The 21,833-nt window shown below is 73.1% G+C and carries 21 protein-coding genes; 8 read left to right on the top strand and 13 right to left on the bottom strand.

From position 1 onward, the window contains the following. Positions 1–231: 231 nt before the first annotated feature. The gene (locus NLX94_RS31245) at positions 232–804 is read left to right on the top strand and encodes a sigma-70 family RNA polymerase sigma factor (protein ID WP_254386484.1); all 573 of its coding nucleotides are present in this window, start codon (positions 232–234) and stop codon (positions 802–804) included. After that, positions 801–1,805, top strand: coding sequence for a hypothetical protein (locus NLX94_RS31240; RefSeq protein WP_254386483.1), 1,005 nt, complete (start codon positions 801–803; stop codon positions 1,803–1,805). The genes NLX94_RS31245 and NLX94_RS31240 overlap by 4 nt, the downstream gene beginning before the upstream one ends. A gap of 22 nt (positions 1,806–1,827) precedes the next feature. On the opposite strand, the gene NLX94_RS31235 is transcribed toward NLX94_RS31240, so the two are convergent. Further along, positions 1,828–2,223: a VOC family protein gene (locus tag NLX94_RS31235; RefSeq protein ID WP_254386482.1), complete on the bottom strand. Its 396-nt coding sequence runs from the start codon at positions 2,221–2,223 to the stop codon at positions 1,828–1,830. Between the two features lie 172 nt (positions 2,224–2,395). Between NLX94_RS31235 and NLX94_RS31230 the strand changes: the two genes are divergently transcribed. The 3 genes from NLX94_RS31230 to NLX94_RS31220 all read left to right on the top strand — a co-directional run bounded on the left by NLX94_RS31230 (position 2,396) and on the right by NLX94_RS31220 (position 4,476). Then, a complete protein-coding gene (locus NLX94_RS31230) occupies positions 2,396–2,845 on the top strand; it encodes an SRPBCC family protein (RefSeq protein ID WP_254386481.1) in 450 nt (149 codons plus the stop codon). A 6-nt stretch (positions 2,846–2,851) separates the two neighbouring features. Beyond that, the gene (locus tag NLX94_RS31225; RefSeq protein ID WP_254386480.1) at positions 2,852–3,670 is read left to right on the top strand and encodes a DUF1206 domain-containing protein; all 819 of its coding nucleotides are present in this window, start codon (positions 2,852–2,854) and stop codon (positions 3,668–3,670) included. A 197-nt stretch (positions 3,671–3,867) separates the two neighbouring features. After that, entirely contained in the window at positions 3,868–4,476 is a 609-nt protein-coding gene (locus tag NLX94_RS31220; RefSeq protein ID WP_254386479.1) for a response regulator transcription factor, read from the top strand. A gap of 25 nt (positions 4,477–4,501) precedes the next feature. Here the strand turns inward: NLX94_RS31220 and NLX94_RS31215 are convergent, their stop codons facing one another. The 4 genes from NLX94_RS31215 to lanKC form a co-directional block, all read right to left on the bottom strand. Continuing rightward, the gene (locus tag NLX94_RS31215) at positions 4,502–6,286 is read right to left on the bottom strand and encodes an ABC transporter ATP-binding protein (RefSeq protein ID WP_254386478.1); all 1,785 of its coding nucleotides are present in this window, start codon (positions 6,284–6,286) and stop codon (positions 4,502–4,504) included. Continuing rightward, the gene (locus tag NLX94_RS31210; protein WP_254386477.1) at positions 6,283–8,055 is read right to left on the bottom strand and encodes an ABC transporter ATP-binding protein; all 1,773 of its coding nucleotides are present in this window, start codon (positions 8,053–8,055) and stop codon (positions 6,283–6,285) included. The genes NLX94_RS31215 and NLX94_RS31210 overlap by 4 nt, the downstream gene beginning before the upstream one ends. A gap of 67 nt (positions 8,056–8,122) precedes the next feature. Next, positions 8,123–8,260, bottom strand: coding sequence for a SapB/AmfS family lanthipeptide (locus NLX94_RS31205; RefSeq protein ID WP_254386476.1), 138 nt, complete (start codon positions 8,258–8,260; stop codon positions 8,123–8,125). Next, positions 8,247–10,904, bottom strand: coding sequence for a class III lanthionine synthetase LanKC (gene lanKC, locus NLX94_RS31200; protein WP_254386475.1), 2,658 nt, complete (start codon positions 10,902–10,904; stop codon positions 8,247–8,249). The genes NLX94_RS31205 and lanKC overlap by 14 nt, the downstream gene beginning before the upstream one ends. 251 nt (positions 10,905–11,155) lie before the next feature. On the opposite strand from lanKC, the gene NLX94_RS31195 reads away from it, so the two are divergent. After that, positions 11,156–12,037, top strand: coding sequence for a YihY/virulence factor BrkB family protein (locus tag NLX94_RS31195; protein WP_254386474.1), 882 nt, complete (start codon positions 11,156–11,158; stop codon positions 12,035–12,037). Positions 12,038–12,293: 256 nt separating this feature from the next. Beyond that, positions 12,294–13,130, top strand: coding sequence for a YhjD/YihY/BrkB family envelope integrity protein (locus tag NLX94_RS31190; protein WP_254386473.1), 837 nt, complete (start codon positions 12,294–12,296; stop codon positions 13,128–13,130). An 8-nt stretch (positions 13,131–13,138) separates the two neighbouring features. On the opposite strand, the gene NLX94_RS31185 is transcribed toward NLX94_RS31190, so the two are convergent. From NLX94_RS31185 to NLX94_RS31175, 3 genes are all read right to left on the bottom strand, one after another. Beyond that, positions 13,139–13,408 (bottom strand): DUF6296 family protein, encoded by a 270-nt coding sequence (locus NLX94_RS31185; protein ID WP_254386472.1) that lies wholly within the window; start codon positions 13,406–13,408, stop codon positions 13,139–13,141. Between the two features lie 152 nt (positions 13,409–13,560). Next, the gene (locus tag NLX94_RS31180; RefSeq protein WP_254386471.1) at positions 13,561–14,628 is read right to left on the bottom strand and encodes an acyl-CoA desaturase; all 1,068 of its coding nucleotides are present in this window, start codon (positions 14,626–14,628) and stop codon (positions 13,561–13,563) included. Between the two features lie 120 nt (positions 14,629–14,748). Continuing rightward, complete coding sequence (locus NLX94_RS31175) at positions 14,749–14,904, bottom strand: DUF6131 family protein (RefSeq protein WP_204357835.1); 156 nt, start codon at positions 14,902–14,904, stop codon at positions 14,749–14,751. A gap of 285 nt (positions 14,905–15,189) precedes the next feature. On the opposite strand from NLX94_RS31175, the gene NLX94_RS31170 reads away from it, so the two are divergent. Beyond that, positions 15,190–16,071 (top strand): SigB/SigF/SigG family RNA polymerase sigma factor, encoded by an 882-nt coding sequence (locus NLX94_RS31170; protein WP_254386470.1) that lies wholly within the window; start codon positions 15,190–15,192, stop codon positions 16,069–16,071. Between the two features lie 145 nt (positions 16,072–16,216). On the opposite strand, the gene NLX94_RS31165 is transcribed toward NLX94_RS31170, so the two are convergent. The 5 genes from NLX94_RS31165 to NLX94_RS31145 form a co-directional block, all read right to left on the bottom strand. Next, positions 16,217–17,425: an anhydro-N-acetylmuramic acid kinase gene (locus NLX94_RS31165; RefSeq protein ID WP_254386564.1), complete on the bottom strand. Its 1,209-nt coding sequence runs from the start codon at positions 17,423–17,425 to the stop codon at positions 16,217–16,219. Between the two features lie 35 nt (positions 17,426–17,460). Beyond that, on the bottom strand, positions 17,461–18,783 hold the full coding sequence (locus tag NLX94_RS31160; RefSeq protein ID WP_254386469.1) for an MFS transporter: 1,323 nt from the start codon (positions 18,781–18,783) through the stop codon (positions 17,461–17,463). Positions 18,784–19,134: 351 nt separating this feature from the next. Further along, complete coding sequence (locus NLX94_RS31155) at positions 19,135–20,163, bottom strand: NAD(P)/FAD-dependent oxidoreductase (protein WP_254386468.1); 1,029 nt, start codon at positions 20,161–20,163, stop codon at positions 19,135–19,137. Continuing rightward, on the bottom strand, positions 20,160–20,696 hold the full coding sequence (locus tag NLX94_RS31150) for an isoprenylcysteine carboxyl methyltransferase family protein (protein WP_254386467.1): 537 nt from the start codon (positions 20,694–20,696) through the stop codon (positions 20,160–20,162). Before NLX94_RS31150 ends, NLX94_RS31155 begins: the two co-directional genes overlap by 4 nt. 7 nt (positions 20,697–20,703) lie before the next feature. After that, positions 20,704–21,774, bottom strand: a complete 1,071-nt coding sequence (locus NLX94_RS31145) for a type III polyketide synthase (protein ID WP_254386466.1) — start codon at positions 21,772–21,774, stop codon at positions 20,704–20,706. Positions 21,775–21,833: the final 59 nt, after the last annotated feature.

Raw genomic sequence — 21,833 nt, 5'->3', positions numbered from 1 at the left:
CTCCTGGCCGCGCCGACGGCAGAGCCCTCCTCGTCGAACTCCTCGACCCACGCCAGGGACAGGAACAGGAACAGGAACAGGAACAGCTTCTCCAAGACGCCCGGATTCCAGGCTGCAGAAGAGACGTTTCGTCGACCAGCGAGACTGCGCGGCGGGGGCGCGAACGCTTTTGCTTCCTCCGACAAGTACGGGGTGAGGTCGTGACGTGCACGGCTGGTGAGAGGTGGCTTGGTGGATACGGAGACGGAGACGGACGACAGATTGTTGGGCCGCTCGGCCAAGGACGCCCGGGCGTTCGAAGTGCTGGTGGTCAGGATGTCGGGCGTGCTGCACGGCTACCTGGCGCGCCGCGCGCCGGCCGCGGCCGATGATCTGCTCGCGGAGGTGTGGCTGCAGGCGTTCAGCAGCCGCAAGAGCTTCGACCCCGAGTTGGGCACGGCCAGGACCTGGCTGTTCGGTGTGGCCCGGAACGTGCTCGCCGCCCACTGGCGCCGCATCGACCGGGAACAGCAGCTGCCCGCCTCGAACGAGCGGGCCAGCGACCCTTGGCACGCTGTCGACCGGCGGCTCGACGCTGCCGCCGTCGGACCGCTGCTGCGGCGGACGATGGCCGGGCTTCCCCATGTCGAGCGGGAACTCCTGCTGCTCGTCGCGTGGGAGCAGCTGACCCCCACCGAGGCCGCCGCTGTGGTCGGCATTCCGCCGGGCACCGCCCGGTCCCGGCTGCACCGGGCCAGGACCCGGGTGCGGGCCGTCATGCAGCAGGTTGCGTACACCCGACGTCTGACAGGAGATCCCGTATGACCGAGCACGACGTACTCGACTTCCCCGGCGCGGACGGGGTACGAGCTGCAAGGGACGTGGCTCCGCCGAGCGCACGGGCCGTGGACGCTGCGCTGGCAGCGGTACGTGCGGCCGTCGCCGCGGAGGCCGGGGAGGCCACGGAGGTGGGGAGCGTGGTGGAAGCCGCCCCGCACCGGGCCGCTGTACGCCGCCGCCGCTTCCGGCGCCTGCTCGTGTCGGCTGCCGCCGTCGCGGTCATCGCCACTGGTGTCGCCGTCTACCCGGTGGTCGGGCGCGGTCCCGCCGCGACCGCCACGGCGGCCGAGTTCCTGCGGGAAGTCGCGGCGACCGCGAACGAGCGCTCGCTGCCGCAGGCCCCCTATTGGAAGGTGCGCGCCCGGATCGAACCCTCCTCGCAGATCACGACCTCCTGGATCGGGCGCAACCGCAGCGTCCACCAAGGCAGGGAAGACGGCCCGGTGATGGAGTTCGCCCCTCCGGAGGTCTTCTCGTGGCGGGTCGGCGAGAAGGACATCACCTGGGACGACCTCCCCTCCCTGCCGACGAACGCACAGGAGCTCCGGACCCGCCTGACAGGTGGCGACGCGATCGCGCCGGACCTCTTCTTCAACGGTGCCGCAAACCTGCTGTCGCGGGCACCACTCGAACCGGCCGTACGCGGCGCGCTCTTCGAAGCACTCGCCGACACCCCGGGCATCACGCTCGTGGGACCGGTCAAGGACGCCGCCGGGCGCACCGGAACGGCCGTGGAGATGCGGAGCGACACACGGAGCTGGAGGCTCGTCCTCGACCCGGCGACCGGCGTGCTCCTGGAGTACCGGGTCAACGAACTCGGCGGGCCCGAAGGCGACCGTCTCGCGTTCAGCGACACCTACCTCTCGGCAGAACCCGCGTGGAGCATCCCCCCCACCGTTTCCATGGTCCCTCCGACCCTCACTCCACCCGTGCTCAAGTCCCCCCAACCCGTGAAACAGCCCAATCCGTCGGGACAGCAGGGTTAGCACGTGGCGACGGCTCGGAGGGTCATGAATCGGCCGCGAGGACGAAGGCGTGGCCCGCCGGGTCGCTGAACCGGCGCAGCGTCGTGCGGTGGTCCAGCTGACTGCCGTCGTCCTCGGCCGCCACCGGCCGGGCTCCGAGAGCAACGGCCTCGCGTTCGGCCTCGTCGAGGGAATCGGGTGACACCAGGATCCGCAGATGGGCCTGTTGGGAGTCCTGCGGTGCGGGCCAGCTCGGGGGTGCGTGGTTCGGGTCGCGGCGGATCCCAAGGACCGCTCCGGAGCTGCCGGTGACGAGGAACAGGTCCCCGTCCCCGGTGGCCGGGCCGGCCGTGGCTCCGAGCAGTTCGGCGTAGAACCGGGCCAGGGGCTCCGGTTCGGCGCTGTCGAGGACGAGGACGGTTGTCTTCAGTACGGTCATGGCCCTCGTGTGCCCTGGGTCCTCGTCCGTACGCGCACCGTACCGGCCGGCCGGCGCCGCTCGGGCCGCGCATGGGGATCCCGGGTGGGGGTAGCCGCGTCTGCGAATGTCCGGCGGCAGGTCCCGCACCGCGGGGTGCGGGCCGCCGATCACAGGGAAGGGGTAGGTGCACATGTCGCACGTCGAGGAGTACGTAGAGGTCAACGTCCCCGTACGGACGGCCTACAACCAGTGGACGCAGTTCGAGGAGTTCCCCGCCTTCATGGAGGGGGTCGAGCGCATCGTCCAGCGCACGGACACGCTCACCCACTGGGTGACGAACGTGAACGGAGTGCAGCGCGAGTTCGACGCGCAGATCACCGAGCAGCTCCCGGACCGCCGCGTCGCATGGATCACGGTCGACGGGGAGCCCCGCCAGGCCGGGCTCGTCACCTTCCAGCCGCTCGACGCGGGAACCACGAAGGTCGTCCTGCACATGAGCTGGGTGCCCGACGGTCTGGCCGAGGCGGCCGCGGACAAGCTCGGCTTCGTCAAGCGTCAGGTCGCGGGTGACCTGACGCGGTTCAAGCTCTTCATCGAATCGCGCGGGGTCGCCACGGGCGCCTGGCGCGGCGAGATCTGACCCGCGGTGGGAACCGGGCTCGCGCGCGAGGGCGCCCGTACCGCTTCCCGGGGCGGCCGGGGCCGGGAGGTCACGGCACGCTGCGGCCTGGTGGCGCGCGGGGTGCTGTACGTACTGATCGGGATGCTGGCCGTACGCGTCGCCCTGGGTGGCGGCGGAGCGGAGGCCGACCGGCAGGGCGCCCTCCAGGAACTCTCCGGGAAGCCCTTCGGCGGCTTCCTCGTCTGGGCCGTGGGCGTCGGGCTCGTGGGCATGGCGCTGTGGCGCCTGTCGGAAGCCGTGTTCGGGGCGGCGGGGCCCGGCGGGGACAAGCCGGTGAAGCGGCTGTCCTCGGCGGGCAGATCCGTGTTCTACGCCGTCGTGGCCTTCTCCGTGCTCCGCTTCTCGGCGGGCGGCGGACGCTCCGGGGACGAGCAGTCGCGCGATGTGACGGCCACGGCCCTGCAACTGCCCGCCGGCCAGTGGCTGGTGGGCGCCGCCGGGCTGGGGATCGCCGTGGCGGGGGTGGTCATCGCGGTGCAGGCGGCCCGGCGCACCTTCCGCAAGCACCTCGCCATGGGCGGGGCCTCGGCGCGGTGGCGGAAGACCGTCGACTTCCTCGGAGTGAGCGGCGGGCTGGCCCGGGGGACGGTGTGGACCGCGGCCGGCGGCTTCGTCGTGTACGCGGCGCTGCGCCACGACGCCTCGCAGGCGAAGGGGCTCGACGACACCCTGAGGTCGTTCACCCGTACCGGGGCGGGTCCTTGGCTGCTGGTGGCGGTCGCCGTCGGGCTGGTTCTCTTCGGGCTGTTCTCCTGGGTGATGGCCCGCCGGCGCAAGGTCTGACCCCGGCCCCGGCGACGGTCGGGGCGGGAGGGAACCGGTCTTCAAGGGGGTTCCCCGCCTAAGGGAAGCCCGAATTCCGCGGTGTCTCGGCCAACTTGCCCGCGCGCCCCCGCGCGCCCCCCGCGGTGACGTTCCATCTCCACCGTACGGGGGCAGCCGCGTGGTGCCGTTGGTTCGTCTACCGAGGAGACCACACGATGACGAAGGTCCTCGTCCTGCACAGTGTCAGCCTGGTCCGGTCGGCACTGGCCGCGCTGCTGAGATCGGAAGGCCCCTTCGAGGTCACGTCGGCGGGCTGGCGCACGGCGGTGCGCCAGGCCGAATCCTTACGACCAGACGTCACGGTCGTCGACCTCGACTGTCCGGGGACGACGGCCGCACTGGCGGACGGAGGACGCGCGGACCGTCAGGTCCTCGCGTCGTCGTCCGCGGTACTGGTCCTCGCGTCGACCGCCGCCCCCGGTTCCCTGCACCGCGCGTTCGGGGCCGAGGCCCGCGGCTACGTCGACAAGGACGGCTCTCCGGGGCGGCTCGTCCGGGCGGTCCGCAAGCTCGCGTCCGGGGAGCGGTTCATCGACGCCTCGCTGGCCTCCGCCTTCATGGAGGCCGATCCCGTGCCGCTGAGCCCGCGCGAGCTCAGTGTGCTGGCCCGGGCCGCGGAGGGCGACTCCATCGCAGAGATCGCGCGTACGCTGCACCTGGCGAGCGGAACGGTACGCAACTACATCGCCGCGGCGACCCGGAAGACCGGTGGGCGCAACCTCATCGACGCGATCCGGATATCCCAGGGGGCGGGCTGGGTGTGATCAGCGGCGGTCGCGTCGTTCGGCGTCATGCCTCCGCGGTCCCGTGCCAGCCGCCCACCAGATCTCGGTAGAGCGGCGAGAGCTCCGGGAGTTCCGCATGCGTCCCGCACACGGCTCGGGTCCCGTCGAGGACGAGGACCCGGTCGGCGCGGGCCGCGGACGAGACGCGGTGGGCCACGACGACCAGGGTGCCCGGACGCTCGGCGAGGGCGCGCTCGGCGCGCTCCTCCGTCCGCGGATCCAAGTGACAGGTGGCCTCGTCGAGCAGCAGCAGCGGAGCCGGGGAGAGGTAGGCGGCGGCGAGCGCGACGTGCTGGCACTCTCCCCGGGACAGCACCCGGGGGGACACCTCGCCGTCCAGGCCGCCCAGCCGCTCGACGAGGCCCTCGAGCCCCAGGGAGCCTACGACGCGCAGCAGTTCGGCGTCCTGGGGCACCGATCCGTCCGGGCCCGAGGACAGGTGAGTCAGGTTCTCCCGCACGGTACCGGTGAACACGTAGGCCTGCTGCGGCAGCAGGGTCCGCCGCGAGTCCGGGCCCGTGGCCCCCGGCTCCCGGAGGGCGGTGGCGCCGGCGACGAGGACCGTCCCCGCTCCGGGTGGCAGCATTCCTGCCAGCAGGGCGGTGAGCGTGGACTTGCCGATGCCGCTCGGCCCGACCACCGCGAGGTGCTCCCCCACCCGCACCTCCAGGTCTAGGCCGTCGAGCACGGGTGCCGCCGCAGGGCCGTAGGCGAAGGTGACGCCCCGGAACTCGGCCGCCGGGTCGGGCTCCCCCGGTCCTACCGGTTCCACCGGCTCCCCCGGCTCCGCGGCCCCGCCCGTGCGGCGGGCGTCGGGGGGCTCCGGCGGAGGTTCACAGAAGCGCTCGAGGACCACCAGCAGCCGGGTGCCGGCCGAACCCAGCGCGGTCATCAGGGTGTTGAGGGCGGGCAGCAGCGCCTGCACCACGTAGGTGAGGCCGCCGGCCAGCGCCCCGGTGGTGACCCCCTGCCCGAGCAGCCAGGGCGTCGCGGCGAGCAGCGCGATCACCGGTAGCCGGCCGGCCGCGCCGAGCGCCAGGGTGCGCAGGGCGGCCCAGCGCGCGAGGGTGCGCGCCAGCCGCTCCTGGGCAGCGATCAGCGGCTCCACGCGGGCTCGCGCCTCCGTTTGCCCACCGCAGGCCACGATGTCCCGCAGCCCCTCCCCCAGCGCGCCCAGCCGGTCGGCCAGCGCCTCGTCGGTGTCCAGGGACCGGCGCTGTACGGAGGCCATGGGACGGAGCGTGGCCAGGAAGGCCGCCACGCCCAGCAGCAGGGGCGGCAGCACGACGAGGAGCAGTACCGGAGCCAGGGCCGCCATGCCCGCGAAGGCGCCCACGGCGGTGAAGACGAAGGAACGGACCGTCAGTACCAGCCCGGCGAAGGAGTCCCGGGCCATTTCCGTCTGCTGGGTCAGCCGGGACACCGCGCCCGCGTCGGGTGCGCGCGCAGGGTCGGCCACCGCGCGGTCCAGCGCCTGCCGTACCGCCCGCCGCACCAGGCCGTCCCGCAGCGGTTCCACGAGGTCCGCGAGTCCGGCGAACACGCCGCGCAGCGCGAACCCGCCGATCAGTGCACCGGCTCCCGCCGCGGCCAGCCAGGCGAGGCCGGTGCCGGTGCGGCCGGCGAGGAAGCCGTCGTCGAGGGCGCGGGCCACTCCGTAGCCGCCGAGGAAGGTCTGCGCCGATTCGAGGAGGGACCATCCCGCCAGCCTCGCCAGGGCGCGCTCGTGGCTGCGCAGGAACCGGCGGCCCTCGGGCGCCACCCGGCGCCAGGTCTCCCCCTCGGTCATGTTGCGACCTCCGTCCTCGTCCTCGTCCCCGTCCCGGCGGCGAAGACGGCCCGGTAGTCGGGGTCGTGCTCCCACAGCTCCTCGTGGAGGCCTGCCGCCCGCACCCGGCCGTCCTCGAGCCATACGACGAGGTCGGCGCGGAGGGCCGAGGACAGGCGGTGCGCCACCACGATCCGGGTGCCGGGCCGGACCTCGTGCGCGAGTGCCCTCTCGACCTCGCGGGCCGTGACGGTGTCGAGGCTGGAGGTGGCGTCGTCCAGTACGAGGAGCCGGCCCGCGTGACAGAACGCCCGCGCCAGCCCCAGGCGTTGGACCTCACCACCGGACATCGGGGCATCGGCGAGGTGCGTGCCGTACCCGTGGGGCAGGCGCCGTACGAACGCATCGGCGCCCGCGGCGCGCGCCCCGGCCCGGACGGCTCCACGGCCGGGGTCGGGACCCGCTCCGAAGCCGATGGCGTCGCCGACCGTGTCCCCGAACAGCGCGGGGCGGTCGAAGGCGTGGCCCACCTCTCGGCGGAGCGCTTCGGCGGTCAGCTCCCGCAGGGGTACGCCGTCCAGCAGCACCTGGCCCGCGTCCGGGTCGGTGAGCCGGCCGGCCACGGCGGCGAGCAGCGTCTTGCCGGAGCCGGACCTGCCCACCACGGCCACCGTGGTGCCGCCGGGGATCACCAGGTCGATGTCGTGCAGGACCACCGCGCCGTCGCGCACGACCCGGACACCGCGCAGTTCCAGGGTGCCCGCGCCGCCTTCCGGCAGTTCCGCCCAGCCGTGCTCGAAGGCCGGCAGGTCCAGGAGTGCGGCGGTCCGCCGGACGGCCGCACGGCCGCGGACGACGGCCGCCAGTGCGCCGGTCACCCCGCCGACACCGGCCGCGAGTCCCGCGTACCGCATGGCGGCGAGCAGTTCGCCGACCCCGATGGCCCCGGCCGCCAGCCGGATGCCCCCGACCGCGAGGACCGCGTACAGGAGCATCGGCATGAGGGCCGCGGACCGGGCCGTCGTACTCCCGTAGGCCCGCCACATCCGCCTGCCCTCGGCGGCGAGCTCGGGCAGCCGTGCGAGGATCCGGGCGCGTTCGCGTTCCGCGGTGCCCGCGGCGGCGATCGTGCGCGCCCCGGCCAGCGCCTCCACGAGCAGGCCGGCGGTCGCGAGCTGCACCTGCTGGTAGCGGGCGACGCTGGTGAGGGTGGAGCGGGCGAAGGTCCTCAGCAGGAGCACGAGCAGCGGAACGCCCGCGAGGAAGACGAGCGCGGTCCACACGTCGATGAGGAAGAGCGCCGCCACCGCGCCGATCGGCGGCAGCAGCGAGGCGACGGCGTGGGCGACCGCGGCCGGGACCTTGCCCGCCTCGGTGGCGTGCGCGGTCAGCCGCGCGGCCGTGTCTCCAGGTGCGTGGCGGGCCGCGTGGTGCGGGGCCGTCCCCAGCAGCCGGACGGTGCCGAGCCTGCGCAGCCAGGCGGTGGAGCGGCCGTCCACCGAGCCGGTCAGGGCCGCGGCTGCGGCGTCCAGCGCCACCTCGGCGGCGATGACCGCGGCGCACAGCAGGATCCAGACGGGGCCCGAGGGGTCCCGGCGGAGCAGCAGGTCGAGGGTGTGGCCCAGGACCGCCGGTTCGGCGAGCGCCGCCGCGGCGGCCGCCACCGCGCATCCGAGGACGGCGGCGGTACGACCGGCGCTGTGCCGGGCCGCCGCCACCAGTGCCCTGTCGGCGTCGCGCACCTCGGCGGGCGCCCTGTCCGGGCCGGCCGCCGCGTCGGGTGGGCTCATCGTCGGACGCCTCCAAGAAGGTGGTGCGGGCCCGGGCGGTGCACCGCCCGGGCCCGGAGTGACCTGGTCAGTTACAGGTCGTGATGCTCAGGCTGCTGTCGCCGCAGAGCAGCAGGCTGGCCCGGCTGCCGCCACCGCCGCCGCCGTGCATCTCGGTGATCTCTTCCTTCGGGGTCTCCATCGACTGCAGGTCAAGAAGGGTCATGTCGGTTCCTCTTCTTCTCTCGGGTGGTGCGATGGGTCACGGGCCCGGACGGGACCGGCTCTGGGGCCGCCGCGCGTTCGCGGAGCGGCGGGAGGAACGGCAGGTGCGCGCGCCCGCCGGGCGCGGCGCTGCCGAGGGCGAGGAGAGCGCCGGCCGTGCCCGTGGAGAGGTCCATGGACAGGCGCATCATCTGCTCGCCGGGGAAGGCCAGATGCCCCTGGTAGGGCACGGCGTGCCGGGCCAGTGCGTCGATCTGGCGGGCGACGGCCGCGGGTCCGGTGCCCGGGCCGGGTGTGGTGGTCCGGGCCAGGTGGAGGATCATCCCGGCGGCGCCGCGCATCAGCCCGGGCTGGGCGTAGAAGGTCGCCTGGGCCGCCCGTACGATCTCACGCCGGGCCTGCTCGAAGCGCTCGTCCGGGCCGTGCTCCAGCCAGTCGTCGAGCACCATGCCGATGCCGACGCTGCCCTCGCCGAGGTACGGCATCGTGCGCCATCCCTCGTTCACCTGGAGGGTGCCGAACGCGCTGGTGACGCAGCGGTCGAGGTCGCGGTGGAGCGCCTGGGCGGCCTGGACCAGCAGTTCCTTGTCACCGGTGCGCTCGTACAGTCGTACGAGGAACAGGGCGGGGCCGGAGTTGCCGTACAGCAGTCCCGCGCGGGCCGGGCGGTGTCCGGGCCGGGCGATCAGCTCGGCGCAGCGCAGGGCCGCGGTGCGCAGTTCGCTCTCTCCGGTCGCCGCGGCGAGGGCGTCCAGGGCGAGGCCGATGCCGGCGAGGCCGCCGTGCAGGTCGGGGCCCGCGCTCTCCCAGGGCTGGTGCAGCAGCTGGTCGGCGAGGGCGAGGGCCCGGTCGTGGTGCCCGAGCCGGTGCAGGGTCCAGGCCGTGCCGGCCAGGCCGTCGTAGAAGCCGAGCGGGGTGCCGGAGAGCGGCTCCCGGGTCCGGTCGAGGAGCCATTCCTCGGCCTCGGGCCAAGGGCCGGCACCCGTCTCGGCGAGGGCGTGGAGCACGCCGGCGATCCCGTGGCCGAAGCAGGTGCCTCCACCCGGGTTGGCGAACTGGGCGATGTCGCCCGGGACGAGGCGGTCCTCGCGGTCCGGGGTCGCGCTCGCACGGATCGCCGCGCTCATCGAAGCACGGGCGGCGGGCCAGTCCCGCGGCTCGACCGGCAGGTACGGTACGGCCGGTGCGGGCCGACGGCCACCCTGTGCGCCCTGCGGAGCGCCTTGCGGAGCGTCGGAGAGGATCTCCTCGACGGCCTCGTCGAGGAACTGCCGCGGTACGGGGAACTGTTCGGCGACCACGGCGGCCAGATGTGCGGCCTTGGCCCGGTCGAGGACGAGCAGGCTGGTCAAGGGGAGGAAGAGCGCGAGCCGGAGGCAGGCGAGGGCGTAGCGGTCGACGGAGAACCCGCGCCGCTCGGCCGGGGCGACGAAGGCGGGGTTGGCCACGGTCTGCCGCAGTCCCTCGTCGACGTGCGCGGCCGCCTCGAAGTCCAGTAGGGAGACGGCGGGTTCGCCCGCCCCGTCCTCGGCCACCATGATGTTGAAGAGGTGGAGGTCGTTGAAGACCACGCCGCGGTCGTGCACGGCGTCGAGGGCCTCCGTCACCTTCCGGTGGATGGTGAGGGCCCACTCGGTGTACGCGGCGAGCTCCGCAGGCTCGGGGTCCGCCTCGATCAGCGGGTGGCGGCGGGCGAAGTACGTGTTGAGCGGTTTGCCCGCGAGGTGCTCCAGCACCAGGAAGTGGTGGTCGCCGACCGTGAACGTGCCGAGGACCGACGGGACGCAGTCCAGGCCCTCCAGCCGCTCCAGCGCAGCCCGTTCGCGGTGCAGCCGGGTCACGGCATCGGCTCCGTCGGCGGCGAGGCCCGCGTACGGCCGGGCCTCCTTGAGGACCACGGTCCCTCCGGTGCGGGTGTCCTTGCCGACGTACACACCGCCGCCGTTGGAGAAGTGCAGTGCCCGCTCCACGGTGAAGGGAACCCCGGCCAGGGTGAGCGCGGAGCGCGCTTCGAGGTGCGGCTTCAGGAATCCGGGCAGTTCGAGCCACTCGGGCGGCTGGAAGACCGGTCCGCGGCGGTCCGGTACGAGTCGCCCTTCGGGGGTCTCGATCGCCGGGACCAGCTCGCCGTGCTCGCCGTAGCAGTGGCGCAGGGTGAAGCTGCCGTAGCGCAGGTGGACCGGTCCTGCGCCCCAGCGCAGATCACTGAGGATGTACGGGCCGGCCGCCCCCTCCAGCGCGGCGTCGAGGTCCTCCGCGATGCGGCGGCACTGCCCTTCGTCCGCGGGGTACACGGTGATGAACTTCCCGCTCGCGGCGCGGTCGGCGTACTTGGCGTTGCGCAGGTGCAGCAGGTAGCGGCTCGGTACGAACTTGAAGGCGATGCGTCGTGCCGTGCAGTACTCGTACACCGTCGTCAGCAGCGACTCGGCGTTGTCGAGCGTGGCCGAGACGTGGATCTTCCAGCCCTGCGCGGGCAGTTCGGCGTCATGGGGACGCAGCGCCAGCCAGTCGCCGCTCCGGTGCGAGCTCCATCCAGGAGGGACGGGGGCGAGGGCGATCGGATAGCTCTCGCCGGCCCGCCGGTACGGTGCGTCGTAGAACCATCGGTCCGCGTCGCAGAATGCTGCGTACCCCTTGTTCACACCTGCTCCCTCGGTCGGTTGCAGGACCGACCGTGTCACGCGCGGGGCGGGCGCCGACAGTCACGGCTGTCACGGAGGGGGTGTGCAGTACTCACGCGTCACAAAGCTCCGCTTCGGGGGCGGAAGAGGGCGGGACGGGCGAGGGTGGCAGCGGGGGGCAGCTCCGGCGGGGCGGGTGCCGATGCCGCATTGCGCACCCGTGCGGGACCTCGCGGGCGCATGCGCGGGGCTCAGCCGGGCACGCGCCGGGCATGAGCGACATCACCCGCGCAGCAGTACGTCGAGGCCGTCCACGCGTCATGGCCCTCGCGGCGCGCACCCGCGCCGAGCTGCGGCGTACGGCCGTCCGCGTCTGGACCGACAACCTAGCCGACCAAGCGGCCTCCCTCACCTACTACGCCGTACTGGCACTCCTGCCCGCGCTCGTCATCGCCGTCTCCCTCGTGGGGCTGCTCGGCGAGGCGACGAGGGTACGACTGATCGGTGGGCTCACCTCCTACGCGCCCCCTCAATCGGCGCGGGTCCTGAGCGAGGCGCTCGACGGCCTGGCGGCTGAACAGTCCTCGGTGTGGGCCCTGTTGATCAGCGGTGTGCTCAGTGCCCTGTGGTCGGCGTGCGGATACCTGGCGGTGTTCCGGCGCACCCTGCACGCGATGCACGGGGTACCCGACACGCGGCCACCGCTTCGCGCGGCCCACACCCTGATCGTCAATGCCTTGGTACTGCTGGTCCTGCTCGTCGTCGGCGCCCTGGGACTGGTCGTTTCCGGACCTTTGGCCCGCCGCGCTGCCCGGGCCGCCGGTGGAGCCGGACCGGAGGGGATCGCGCTCCTGCGCTGGCCCGTGCTCCTGGTGGTGGTCGTCCTCCTGGTACTGATCCTGTTCCGCACCGGCCCGGCACAGAGCCGGGGCACCCGCCGGGGCCTGCCCGGCGGCGTACTGGCGGCCCTGCTCTGGCTGGCCGCCTCGGGGCTCTTCACCCTGTACACGGAGCTCAACACCTACGGCATGCTCTACGGTCCGCTGGCCGGCAGCGTCGTCTTCCTCGTCTGGCTCTGGTTCGCCAACCTGGCGCTGCTCACCGGCGCCCGTTTCAACGCCGAACGGGTCCGCGGTCCGGACGCCCGCACCTAGCTTCCGCGGCCCGGGGTCGCGGCCCGCGGGCCCGGCCGCCCGGCGGCCGAGCGGAAGGGCTCGACCTCCACCCAGCCGCGGTGGATTCCCGGCGGGGAGGGTTCTACCGTGAAAGGAGCACCTGGAGCGGCCATGCCCATCACCTCACCCCCGGCCTACCCGTCCTGGTCACCGCACCTTCCTCCGACGTCCCTTCGCGCACGCCTCGGAGCCGGCCGGAGCAGCGGTGGCGGCAGGCCGGGCGTGCACCGGTGAGATGACCGGGCCCGGTAGGACCCGCCGGCTGTCGCCCTTCGGGCGGCTGCGCAGTGCGGGCCGCCGCGCGCGGGCCGGACGCCGCTGGGTGCACATCCGGGGCGTAGACCTGTGGCCACGCTCCCTCGGATTCGCGGCGCTCGGATTCCTGACCCTGGTACCCCTGCTCATCGTGGTGTCCGCCGCGGACACCCGCAGCGGACAGGGGTTCGCGCAGTGGCTGGGAGACGGGCTCGGCGTATCGCCGGCCGCCAAGGCCGAGATCGAGCGGCTCTTCGCCCTTCCCGGCCAGGCCTGGCGGACCACGACGGCCTTCGGCCTCGCCCTGCTCGCCGTGCTCGGCCTGTCCTTCGGCACCATGCTGCAGAGCGGCTACGAGCAGGTCTGGGACCTGCCTCCGTCCCGCTGGTGGGCCCGGTGGCGTCACGTGCTGTGGCTCGGCGTGCTGGTCGGGGTGCTCTTCCTCTCGGCGATCGCCCTGCCGTGGCGCGAGTCCCCGGCCCGGGGCTTCGTCACGGTGGCCATCGGCACCCTCTTCTTCTGGTGGTCCCAGCGCCTGCTGCTCGGCGGCCGGGTCCCCTGGGCCGCCCTGCTCCCCGGGGCGGTGGCCACCATGTTGGGGCTGCTCGGGCTGCGGGTCTTCTCCCGGCTCGTCTTCTCGCCACTGATCGCATCCAGCGCCGTTACCTACGGCCCCTTCGGAACCGTCCTCGTCATCCAGACCTGGCTCGTCGGCATCGGAGTGGTCGTGTTCGGGGGCGCGCTCGTCGGCCGGCTCCTCCACGACGAGCTGCTGCGTCGGCCACCGCCCCGACGGCGTGCGGGCACCATCGAGTGAGGGCCGGATCACGCGGCCAGGGGCCGGGCCGTGACCCCCTGAGCCGGTTCCTGGCCGGCCCCGGTGGCCAGCACGCGCACTTCCGACCGGTCGCTGATCTCCGCCCGGATGATGCCGGTGGCGTCCTCGTAGACCGGGTGGCCTCCCGGCCCCGTCCGGTCCGTGGCGGTTACCCGCACGACGTCCCGGCCACCCTCGGCCGCGCCGGGGAACACCAACTCGTACGCTCGCCGTACCTCGGCTCCCGGCTCGTCCGCCACCGGATCCGTTCGTCCCATCCGTCCCATCACTCTCTCCCCTCTGCGCCGGTGCCGGCGCGGGACAGGCGCAATGAGTCCTTCCGTTTCATCCTCCCCCTGTAGGGCCGACGGCGCCGATCGTGGACGGGAGAGTCCGACACGGCCGCGGCCGCATCAGGCCGGGCTACGGGCTACGGGCTGCTCGGCGCGGGATGCCGCACACGGGGCTGCCGGAGTGGAGCGCCGGCGTGGTGGAGGCTGGCGAGGGTCTGCCGGTAGGAGTTGATCAGGCTGGTCTCCAGGTAGTCGACCCCGAGCTCCTGGCAGTGGCTGCGGACGATGGCCTGGGCCCTGCGCAGGTGCGGGCTGGGCATGCTCGGGAAGAGGTGGTGCTCGATCTGGTAGTTCAGGCCGCCGAGCACGATGTCGGTGAACCGGCCGCCCCGCACGTCTCGGGAGGTCAGTACCTGGCGACGCAGGAAGTCCGGACGGTCCGCGCCTCGCAGGGTCGGCATGCCCTTGTGGTTCGGGGCGAAGATGGATCCGAGATAGACCCCGAAGAGACACTGGTGGACCACCAGGAACGCGATCGCCTTCCCGGGCGGAAGCACCAGGACCAGCGCGCCGAGATAGGCCGCGATGTGCGTGAAGAGGAGGATGCCCTCCCACATCCGGTTCTTCAGGGTGCTGTCGGCCAGCGACCGGATCCCGGATACGTGCAGGTTAAAGCCTTCCAGTGTGAGCAGCGGGAAGAAGAGGAACGCCTGGGAGCGCCCCAGGAGCCGCGGTAGCCCCTTCGCGGCCCGGGCCTGGTCCTGTGTCCAGACGAGGATGTCCGGATCGAGGTCGGGGTCGAGGTCCTCGTGGTTGGGGTTGGCGTGGTGCCTGCTGTGCTTGTCCTGCCACCAGCCGTAGCCCATCCCGATGCCGAGGTTCCCGGCGAGGCGTCCGGACAGTTCACTGGACTTGCGCAGGCGGAAGACCTGCCGGTGCGCGACGTCGTGCGCCAGGAGTGCCACCTGCCCGAAGACGACGGCCAGGAATCCGGCGGCGAGCAGGGTCCACCAGCTGTCCCCGATCAGCACGAAGGCCGTGCAACCCAGGGCGTACAGGGTCGTCACGGCGGTCATGCGCAGTGCGTAGTAGCCAGGGCGCCGGCCCATCAGTCCGGCCGCCTGGATCTTCTTGGAGAGACGGGCGAAGTCGCTCCCCGCTTCGGCCCCTGCGGGCGGGGGTCGCACCTTCTCCGAAGAGTTCATGATCGGACGTCGCTTTCCGTGGCCTCCGCGTGTTTCCCCTCCACACCCAGGTCAGGTGGGTCCCGGAACTGGAGCAGGGCGGTCGGCCGGTTACCAGTCGTGGCGTGATCAGTGGTGGCGTTACCAGTAGTGGCGTCGTCCGCCGACCGCGTGCCCGACCGAGCCCAGGATCCAGAGCACCGCGCCCACCACGAGAAGAATGATCCCGATGGTCCACAGGATGGAGATCCCGGTCAGGAATCCGATGAGCAGGAGGATGAGTCCGGCGAAAATCATGGTGGCCTCGTTCTCGTGTCGGAAATTCGGCGAAACGGTTGATCCGCCGGGGTGCTAAATCGCGTGTACCCGCGAATTTCGTTATTAGCTGTCGATCGATCCTGAAATTCGATCGACCTCCAGCCCGTGACCCGAAGCCCGCAAGGTGGCGGGACGGGCCCCCACGGAGTCCCTACGAGGGGAAAGGGTCAGGCTGCCCCGTGAGGGGGTATATCGCCATCGGGAAGACGACGACGGTTCCCCGCTGCGCCTACCGGCGGCAGCCCCAACCGTCAGAGGTTTCACATGTCACCCCTGACCCGCGGCACCGCGGACCTCCTCCATACCGAGCCCTTGGCGGACTCCCTCGGCATCCCCGGGCATCTGGTCGACGTGAACACCACAAACGCCCGGACCATGTCCACCGCGCTCTTCCGGCGTCTGGGCACCCTGGAGGAGGGCACTCCCGAGTACTCGTACGTGCGCAACACCCTCGTCGAACTGAACCTCACCCTGGTGAAGTACGCCGCGCGCCGCTATCGCACGCGCCAGGAACCGCTGGAGGACATCATCCAGGTCGGCACGATCGGCCTCATCAAGGCCATCAACCGGTATGACGTGGAGCGCGGGGTCGAGTTCACCACGTTCGCGATCCCCACGATCACCGGTGAGATCAAACGGTTCTTCCGTGACACCAGCTGGTCGGTGAAGGTCCCCAGGCGCCTGCAGGAGCTCCGGCTCGACATTGCCAGGACCTACGACGCCCTCGAACAGCGGCTGGGCCGCCGGCCGTCCGAACACGAGCTGGCGCAACGCCTCGGAATCACCGACGCCGAGCTGACCGAGGGGCTCCGGGCCACCAACGGCTACACCGCCGGCTCCCTCGACGCACCGCCCGGCAAGAACACGAACGCGTCGCCGCTGACGTCTTCGCTCGGCGTCGAGGAAGCGGCGTACGACCGCATCGAATGCCTGGAAGCGCTCAAACCCCTGCTGAAGACCCTCAGTGACCGCGATCGCCAGATCCTGGCCCTGCGCTTCGGCGAGGAACTCACCCAGTCCGAGATCGGCGACCGGCTCGGCCTCTCCCAGATGCACGTCTCCCGGCTGCTGAGCCGGATCACGGCAGGGCTGAGGACGGGCCTCCTGACCGACGACGGCGTCGCTGACGACTCCGCCGCTTCCTAGGCCCGGTCCACCCGGACGGACACTGCCGCAGAGGGCCCCGGGGCACGGTGCTGCGGTCGGCGAAGCACAGCGCGCACACCTCTTTCGCAGCCCCGTCCCGCCGTTCGCGGTCCGCGCCCTGCTCGCCCCGGGGTGGAACAGCGGGTCACGGGGAGGCGCCCGGGGCGCGGAGGACCAGGCGGACGGGCGCCGTCGCCAGCGGCGCGGGCAGGCTCCGGCCCGCCGCGCCGGGTGTGAGCGAGCCGAGGACGCTCGGGTGCCGGGCGCCGGTGCAGGACGGGAGGCTCGCGGGCAGTCCGTGCACGGTGAGCCAGCCCAGGACGGCGAAGGCGTACGCCTCCTTCGCGCCGGACGGCAGTCCGAGCTCGTCCGACGTCCGCAGCGGTACGCCCCCGCCCAGTTCTTCTCGCAGCCATCGCATCAGCACCGGGTTGCGGGTGCCGCCGCCCGACGCGATCACCTCCGTCGCCCCGAAGGGCCGGACGGCGTCGGCGACCGTCCGTGCGGTGAGCCGGGTCAGGGTGGCGACGACGTCCTCGGCGGACAGCGGCCCGCAGGTGTCCAGCGCCGCGCGCAGATAGGGCAGGTGGAACAGTTCCTTGCCCGTCGTCTTCGGTGCGGGCAGGGCGTAGTACGGCTCGTCCAGCAGTTTCCGCAGGAGCCCCGGGTGCACGGTTCCGCGGGCGGCGAGCACGCCGTCCACGTCCATGGACCGCGCCCCGCCCGGGGCGGCGCCCTCCGCGAGCTCTCGTACCGCCGCGTCGATCAGTGCGTTGGCGGGTCCCGTGTCGAACGCCAGCGGTGCGCCGCCCGCCCCGTCCGCGACCACCGTCACGTTGGCGATGCCGCCCAGGTTGAGCGCCACGGGGACGCCCAGCCGCCCGCGCAGCCACATGACGTCGAAGACGCTCACCAGGGGCGCGCCCTGTCCCCCGGCGGCCACGTCCCGCGTGCGGAAGCCCGAGACGACGGGCCGGCCCGTGGCTTCGGCGATCCAGGCCGGCTCGCCGATCTGGAGCGTGCCGTACACCCGGCCGGACCCGGCCCAGTGGTAGACCGTCTGCCCGTGCGAGGCCGTCAGATCGCTCCGGCCGTCGCACAGTTCGAGGTCGGCCCGTACGGCCGCCGCGGCGAAGGCCTGGCCGATGCGCGTGTCGAGCCTGCACACCGTGGCCAGATCCGTCGCGGCGGGAGGCAACGCTCCGGCCAGCTCCGCCCGCAGACCCTTCTCGTACGCGGTACTGATCATGCCGAGCGGCGTGAGCACCAGCGTGTCCCCGTCCAGGGCGAGGTCCGCGGCGGCCGCGTCGATGGCGTCGTACGAGGTGCCCGACATCAGCCCGACCACGCGCAGGGCGCCCGCCCTGCGGACGTCCGCCGGCGGGCCGCTCACCGGAGCGTCCGCTCGTGGTCGTCGCCGCGCAGGGTCAGCAGCGCGGCGACGCTGACCGCGCAGGCGGTCGCGGCGTAGTAGGCGGGGACGTCGGAGTTCCCGGTCCACGCGACGGCCCTGGTGATGATCAGCCCCGCGCATCCCGAGAACACGGCGTTGGACAGCGCGTACGCCAGTCCCAGCCCCGTGTAGCGCACCGTGGTCGGGAACATCTCGGACAGCATCGCAGGGCCGGGTCCGGCCATCAGCCCGACGGCTGCCCCCGCGGCGAGGAGCGCGGCCCCCTTCGCGTACGCCGGCGTGCCCGGGTCCTGGACCAGGTTCAACAGCGGCAGTGCGAGCACGGCCACCAACAGCGCTCCGGCCAGCATCACCGCCCGCCGCCCGAGCCGGTCGCTGATCGCGCCGGCGGGCAGGATGGTCGCCGCGAACCCCAGGTTCGCCAGCACGGTCGCCACGAGGGCCTGCTGGAACGTCGCGTTCAGCGTGTTCTGGAGGTAGGAGGGCAGGACCACCAGGAAGGTGTACCCGGCCGCCGACCAGCCCATGACCCGCCCGGCGCCCAGCGCGACGGCCCTGACCGTCTCCCCGGCGGGCGGTCGTCGCGGGGGTCCGCCCGCCGGGGAGACGGCCGCGACGAAGGCGGGCGTCTCGTCCAGGCGCACGCGCAGCCACAGGGCGGCGAGCCCGAGCGGCAGCGTCAGCAGGAAGGGCACCCGCCAGCCCCAGGCGTTCAGCTCCGAGGGGGTCAGTACGGTCGCCAGGAGCGCCGTCGTTCCGGCGCCGGCGAGCAGGCCGAGCGCGACCGTGAACGACTGCCACGCCCCGTACCACCCCCGGCGGCCCGGCGGAGCGCTCTCCGTCATGACCGCGACCGCCCCGCCGAACTCCCCGCCCGCCGAAAGCCCTTGCACGATCCGCAGCAGGGTCAGGAGCCACGGCGCGGCCGCGCCGATGGTCGCGTACGTCGGGAGCATCCCGATGAGCGTCGTGGCTCCGGTCATCAGGCAGATGACCAGGACGAGCGTCGGCCGCCTGCCGATCCGGTCACCGAGCCGCCCGAACACCGCCGCCCCGACGGGGCGGAAGAAGAACGCGAGGGCGAAGGAGGCGTACGTCCTGACGAGCCCCTCCACCTCGCTGCCGCCCTCGGGAGTGAAGAAGTGCGCCGCGAGGACCGTGGCGAGGTAGCCGTAGACGCCGAACTCGTACCACTCGATGAAATTGCCGACGCAGCCGCCGAGCAGCGCCCGGCGGGAGCGGGCCCGCCGGGCCCCTGCCACAGGGGAGCGGACCGGTCCGGGGGCGGGTGGGAGCATGGGGCAAGCCTGCTGAGCGCGTGGCAGCTCCACAAGTTCCGTCCGCCATCTGCCGTACAGGGCGGTGGGACGGAGAGTCATACGTGACACGAACCGCCGTATCCGAGCGGGTCGGGTTGACGGCGGCCGGCACCGGCGCCGGCGTCCGGCACCCCTCCGGCGGCGGGCCGGTCCGGTACCGCCGCCACCTCGGCCGGGCACGGAACCGCCCCCGGCCTTCCTTCTTGGCCGGGTCCGGTCGGGCCTTCGCGGCGGGGGCGTGTCAGGCCCGAGGCACAACCAGCCTGGTCCGGTGGGACGCCCCGCGCCGCCGGAAGGCCGACTCGGGTCGCCGGTGGAGGGTACGGGTCCTCACGCCAGCAGGTTCACTGCCTGCTGGAACAGGCCGGGGAAGCGGGCCGCGGCTGGGGGGATCAGGGGAGCCAGTCGAGGCTGGTTGCGGGCCCACAGCAGGGACTTGGTCAGCAGCCGGTAGTTGCGGGACAGCCTGCGCCACGCGTCTTCGTAGGCCTGGGGGCGGCCTTCGCGCAAGCAGCGCACGAGTTCGGCGGCGGCCGTCAGGGCGAGGGCAAGTCCCTCGCCCGTCAGCGCGTCGACGTACCCGGCCGCGTCCCCCACGAACAGGACCCGCCCGGCCACCCGGGAGCGGGCCCGCTGGCGGAGCGGGCCCGCGCCCCGGACCGGAGTCCGGACCGCAGTACCCAGCTGGGACACCAGCAGCGGAAACCGGGCCAGCTGGGCTTCGTACGGAAGGTGTTCGGACGTGAGGACGGCGATTCCGACCTGCTGCGGGCCCAGCGGGGTGACGTAGGCCTCACAGCCGGCCGACCAGTGCACCTCCACCAGGTCGCTCCACGGCTCGACCGAGTAGTGGCGCCGCAATCCGTACCGCGGCGGCCGGCGCCCGGCTCCCGGGCGCTCGTCCAGGCCCAGCGCCCGCCGGGTCGGGGAGTGCAGCCCGTCCGCTGCCACGAGGTACCGGGCGGCCATCCCGTCCGCCGTGACGTGGTCGGTGGACTGGCTGATTTGGCGAACCCGGCGGGGCAGGATCGGGATGCCGAGCTGCACGGCCCGGTCGGTGAGGACCGCGTGGAGCAGGGTGCGGCGCGCTCCGAGGCCGTGGCCCGTCCGGAACAGGGCCTCGGCGCGCCGTTCGCCTACGGCGTCCAGGTAGCGGATGCCGCGCAGGGGATGGCCCGGCACCTTGACGCCGAGTCCGTCCAGGGCCCGGACCGCGCCCGGCATCAGGCCCTCTCCGCAGGCCTTGTCGACGGGAGCGGGACGTGGTTCGGCGACCACGACGTCGAACCCGGCGAGCGCTCCGTGGATCGCGGTGGCCAGGCCCGCGGGGCCGCCTCCCACCACCAGGAGGTCGATCACGGAGCCGCACCCAGGGCGGGCAACGGTCGTGCGAGCGCCAGTGCGTCGTCCTCGCAGCGGATGCGTACGGTCAGCAGGGCGGCGTTCAGCAGCGTGAAGCCGAGGGCGGTCATCCACGCGCTGTGCACCAGGGGAAGGGCCACGCCCTCGACGACGACGGCCAGGTAGTTGGGGTGACGCAGGTGCCGGTAGGGGCCGCGCGTGATCAGCGGAAGGCCGGGGACGATCAGCACGCGGGTGTTCCAGCGGGGGCCCAGGGCGCCGATGCACCACCACCGCAGCCCCTGGGCGGCCAGCACGAGGACGAGGGCGGGCCAGCCGAGCAGGGGCAGGAAGGGCCGGTCGGCCGCCCACGGCTCCACGAGGCAGCCGAGCAGCAGCGCCGTGTGCAGGGCGACCATCGCCGGGTAGTGCCCGGCTCCGTATTCGAGCCCGCCCCTGGCCCGGCTCCAGGCGGCGTTGCGACGCGCCACGGCGAGTTCCGCGAACCGTTCCGCGATGACCAGCAAGATCAGCAAGGTGTACGGCGTCATGGGGCCTTCACCAGGCCAGCAGGACGAGTTCGGAGGAGAAGCCCGGCCCGAAGGCGATCATCAGACCTGCCGATCCCGGCGGCGGCGCCGCGGCACGGGTGTCGCGCAGGATCTGCAGCACCGACGCGGAGGACAGGTTCCCCGTGGCGGCCAGCGCTCGGCGGGAGGAGCCCAGGGCGGAGTCCGGCAGGCCGAGCTCGTCGGCGAGCGCGTCCAGGATCTTCGGGCCGCCCGGATGGCAGATCCAGGCCGTGACGTCCCCGGGCTTGAGGTCGTGAACGGCGAGGAAGGACTCGATCTCCTCCGCCACGTGCAGCCGGACGAGCTCGGGGATCTCCCGGCCGAGAACCATGCGAAAGCCCCAGTCGCCGATGTCCCAGCCCAGCAGGTGCTCGGTCCCCGGGTACAGGCGGCTGCGCGTCGCCACGACCACCGGTCCGGACGTGCCGGCCGCGGACGCTCCCGCGGAAGCGCGCGCGTCACCGACCGCCACCAGAGCGGCGGCCCCGTCGCCGAACAGGCTTCCCGCCACCAGGTTCGCCATCGAGGTGTCCGCCGGCTGCAGGGTCAGCGAGCACAGTTCGGTGGCCAGCAAGAGCGCCGTACCGTCCGGATGGCCGGCGAGGAAGTCGTGGACCCGGGCCAGCCCCGCCGCACCGGCGGAGCAGCCGAGTCCGAACATCGGGACCCGCTTCACGTCGGGCCGCAGGCCGACTTGCGCGGCCAGCCGGGCCTCCAGGGAGGGCGCCGCGATGCCGGTCACGGTCGTCGAGACGACCAGGTCGATCTCCTCGGCGCGCACCCCCGCCTCGTCGAGTGCCCGCTCGACGGCTTCGGCGCCCAGAGCGACGGCGAGTTCGACGAAGAGGCGGTTGGTGTGGCCGAAGCCGCCGAGCTTCCCGTACACGTCCAGGGGGAGCGCGAGGTGACGCGTCTCCACCTGAGCAGCCCCGTGCAGCCGGCGCAGGAGCGCGTTGTCGGCGCCGGGCGGCAGACAGGAGGCGAGGACGTCGGTGATCTCCTGCTGCATGTAGCGATGCGGCGGGAAGGCCGTGCTCACCGCGAGGACCCGTGTCATTGGTCCAACATAGGGACAGCGGAGCGCAGGCACGCTGAACACGGCCGCCACGGGCGCGC

Source organism: Streptomyces sp. TBY4 (genome assembly GCF_024213195.1).
Classification (GTDB): domain Bacteria; phylum Actinomycetota; class Actinomycetes; order Streptomycetales; family Streptomycetaceae; genus Streptomyces.
Note: the sequence above shows the minus strand (reverse complement) of the source record. Positions and strands in the feature narration are given on the sequence as shown.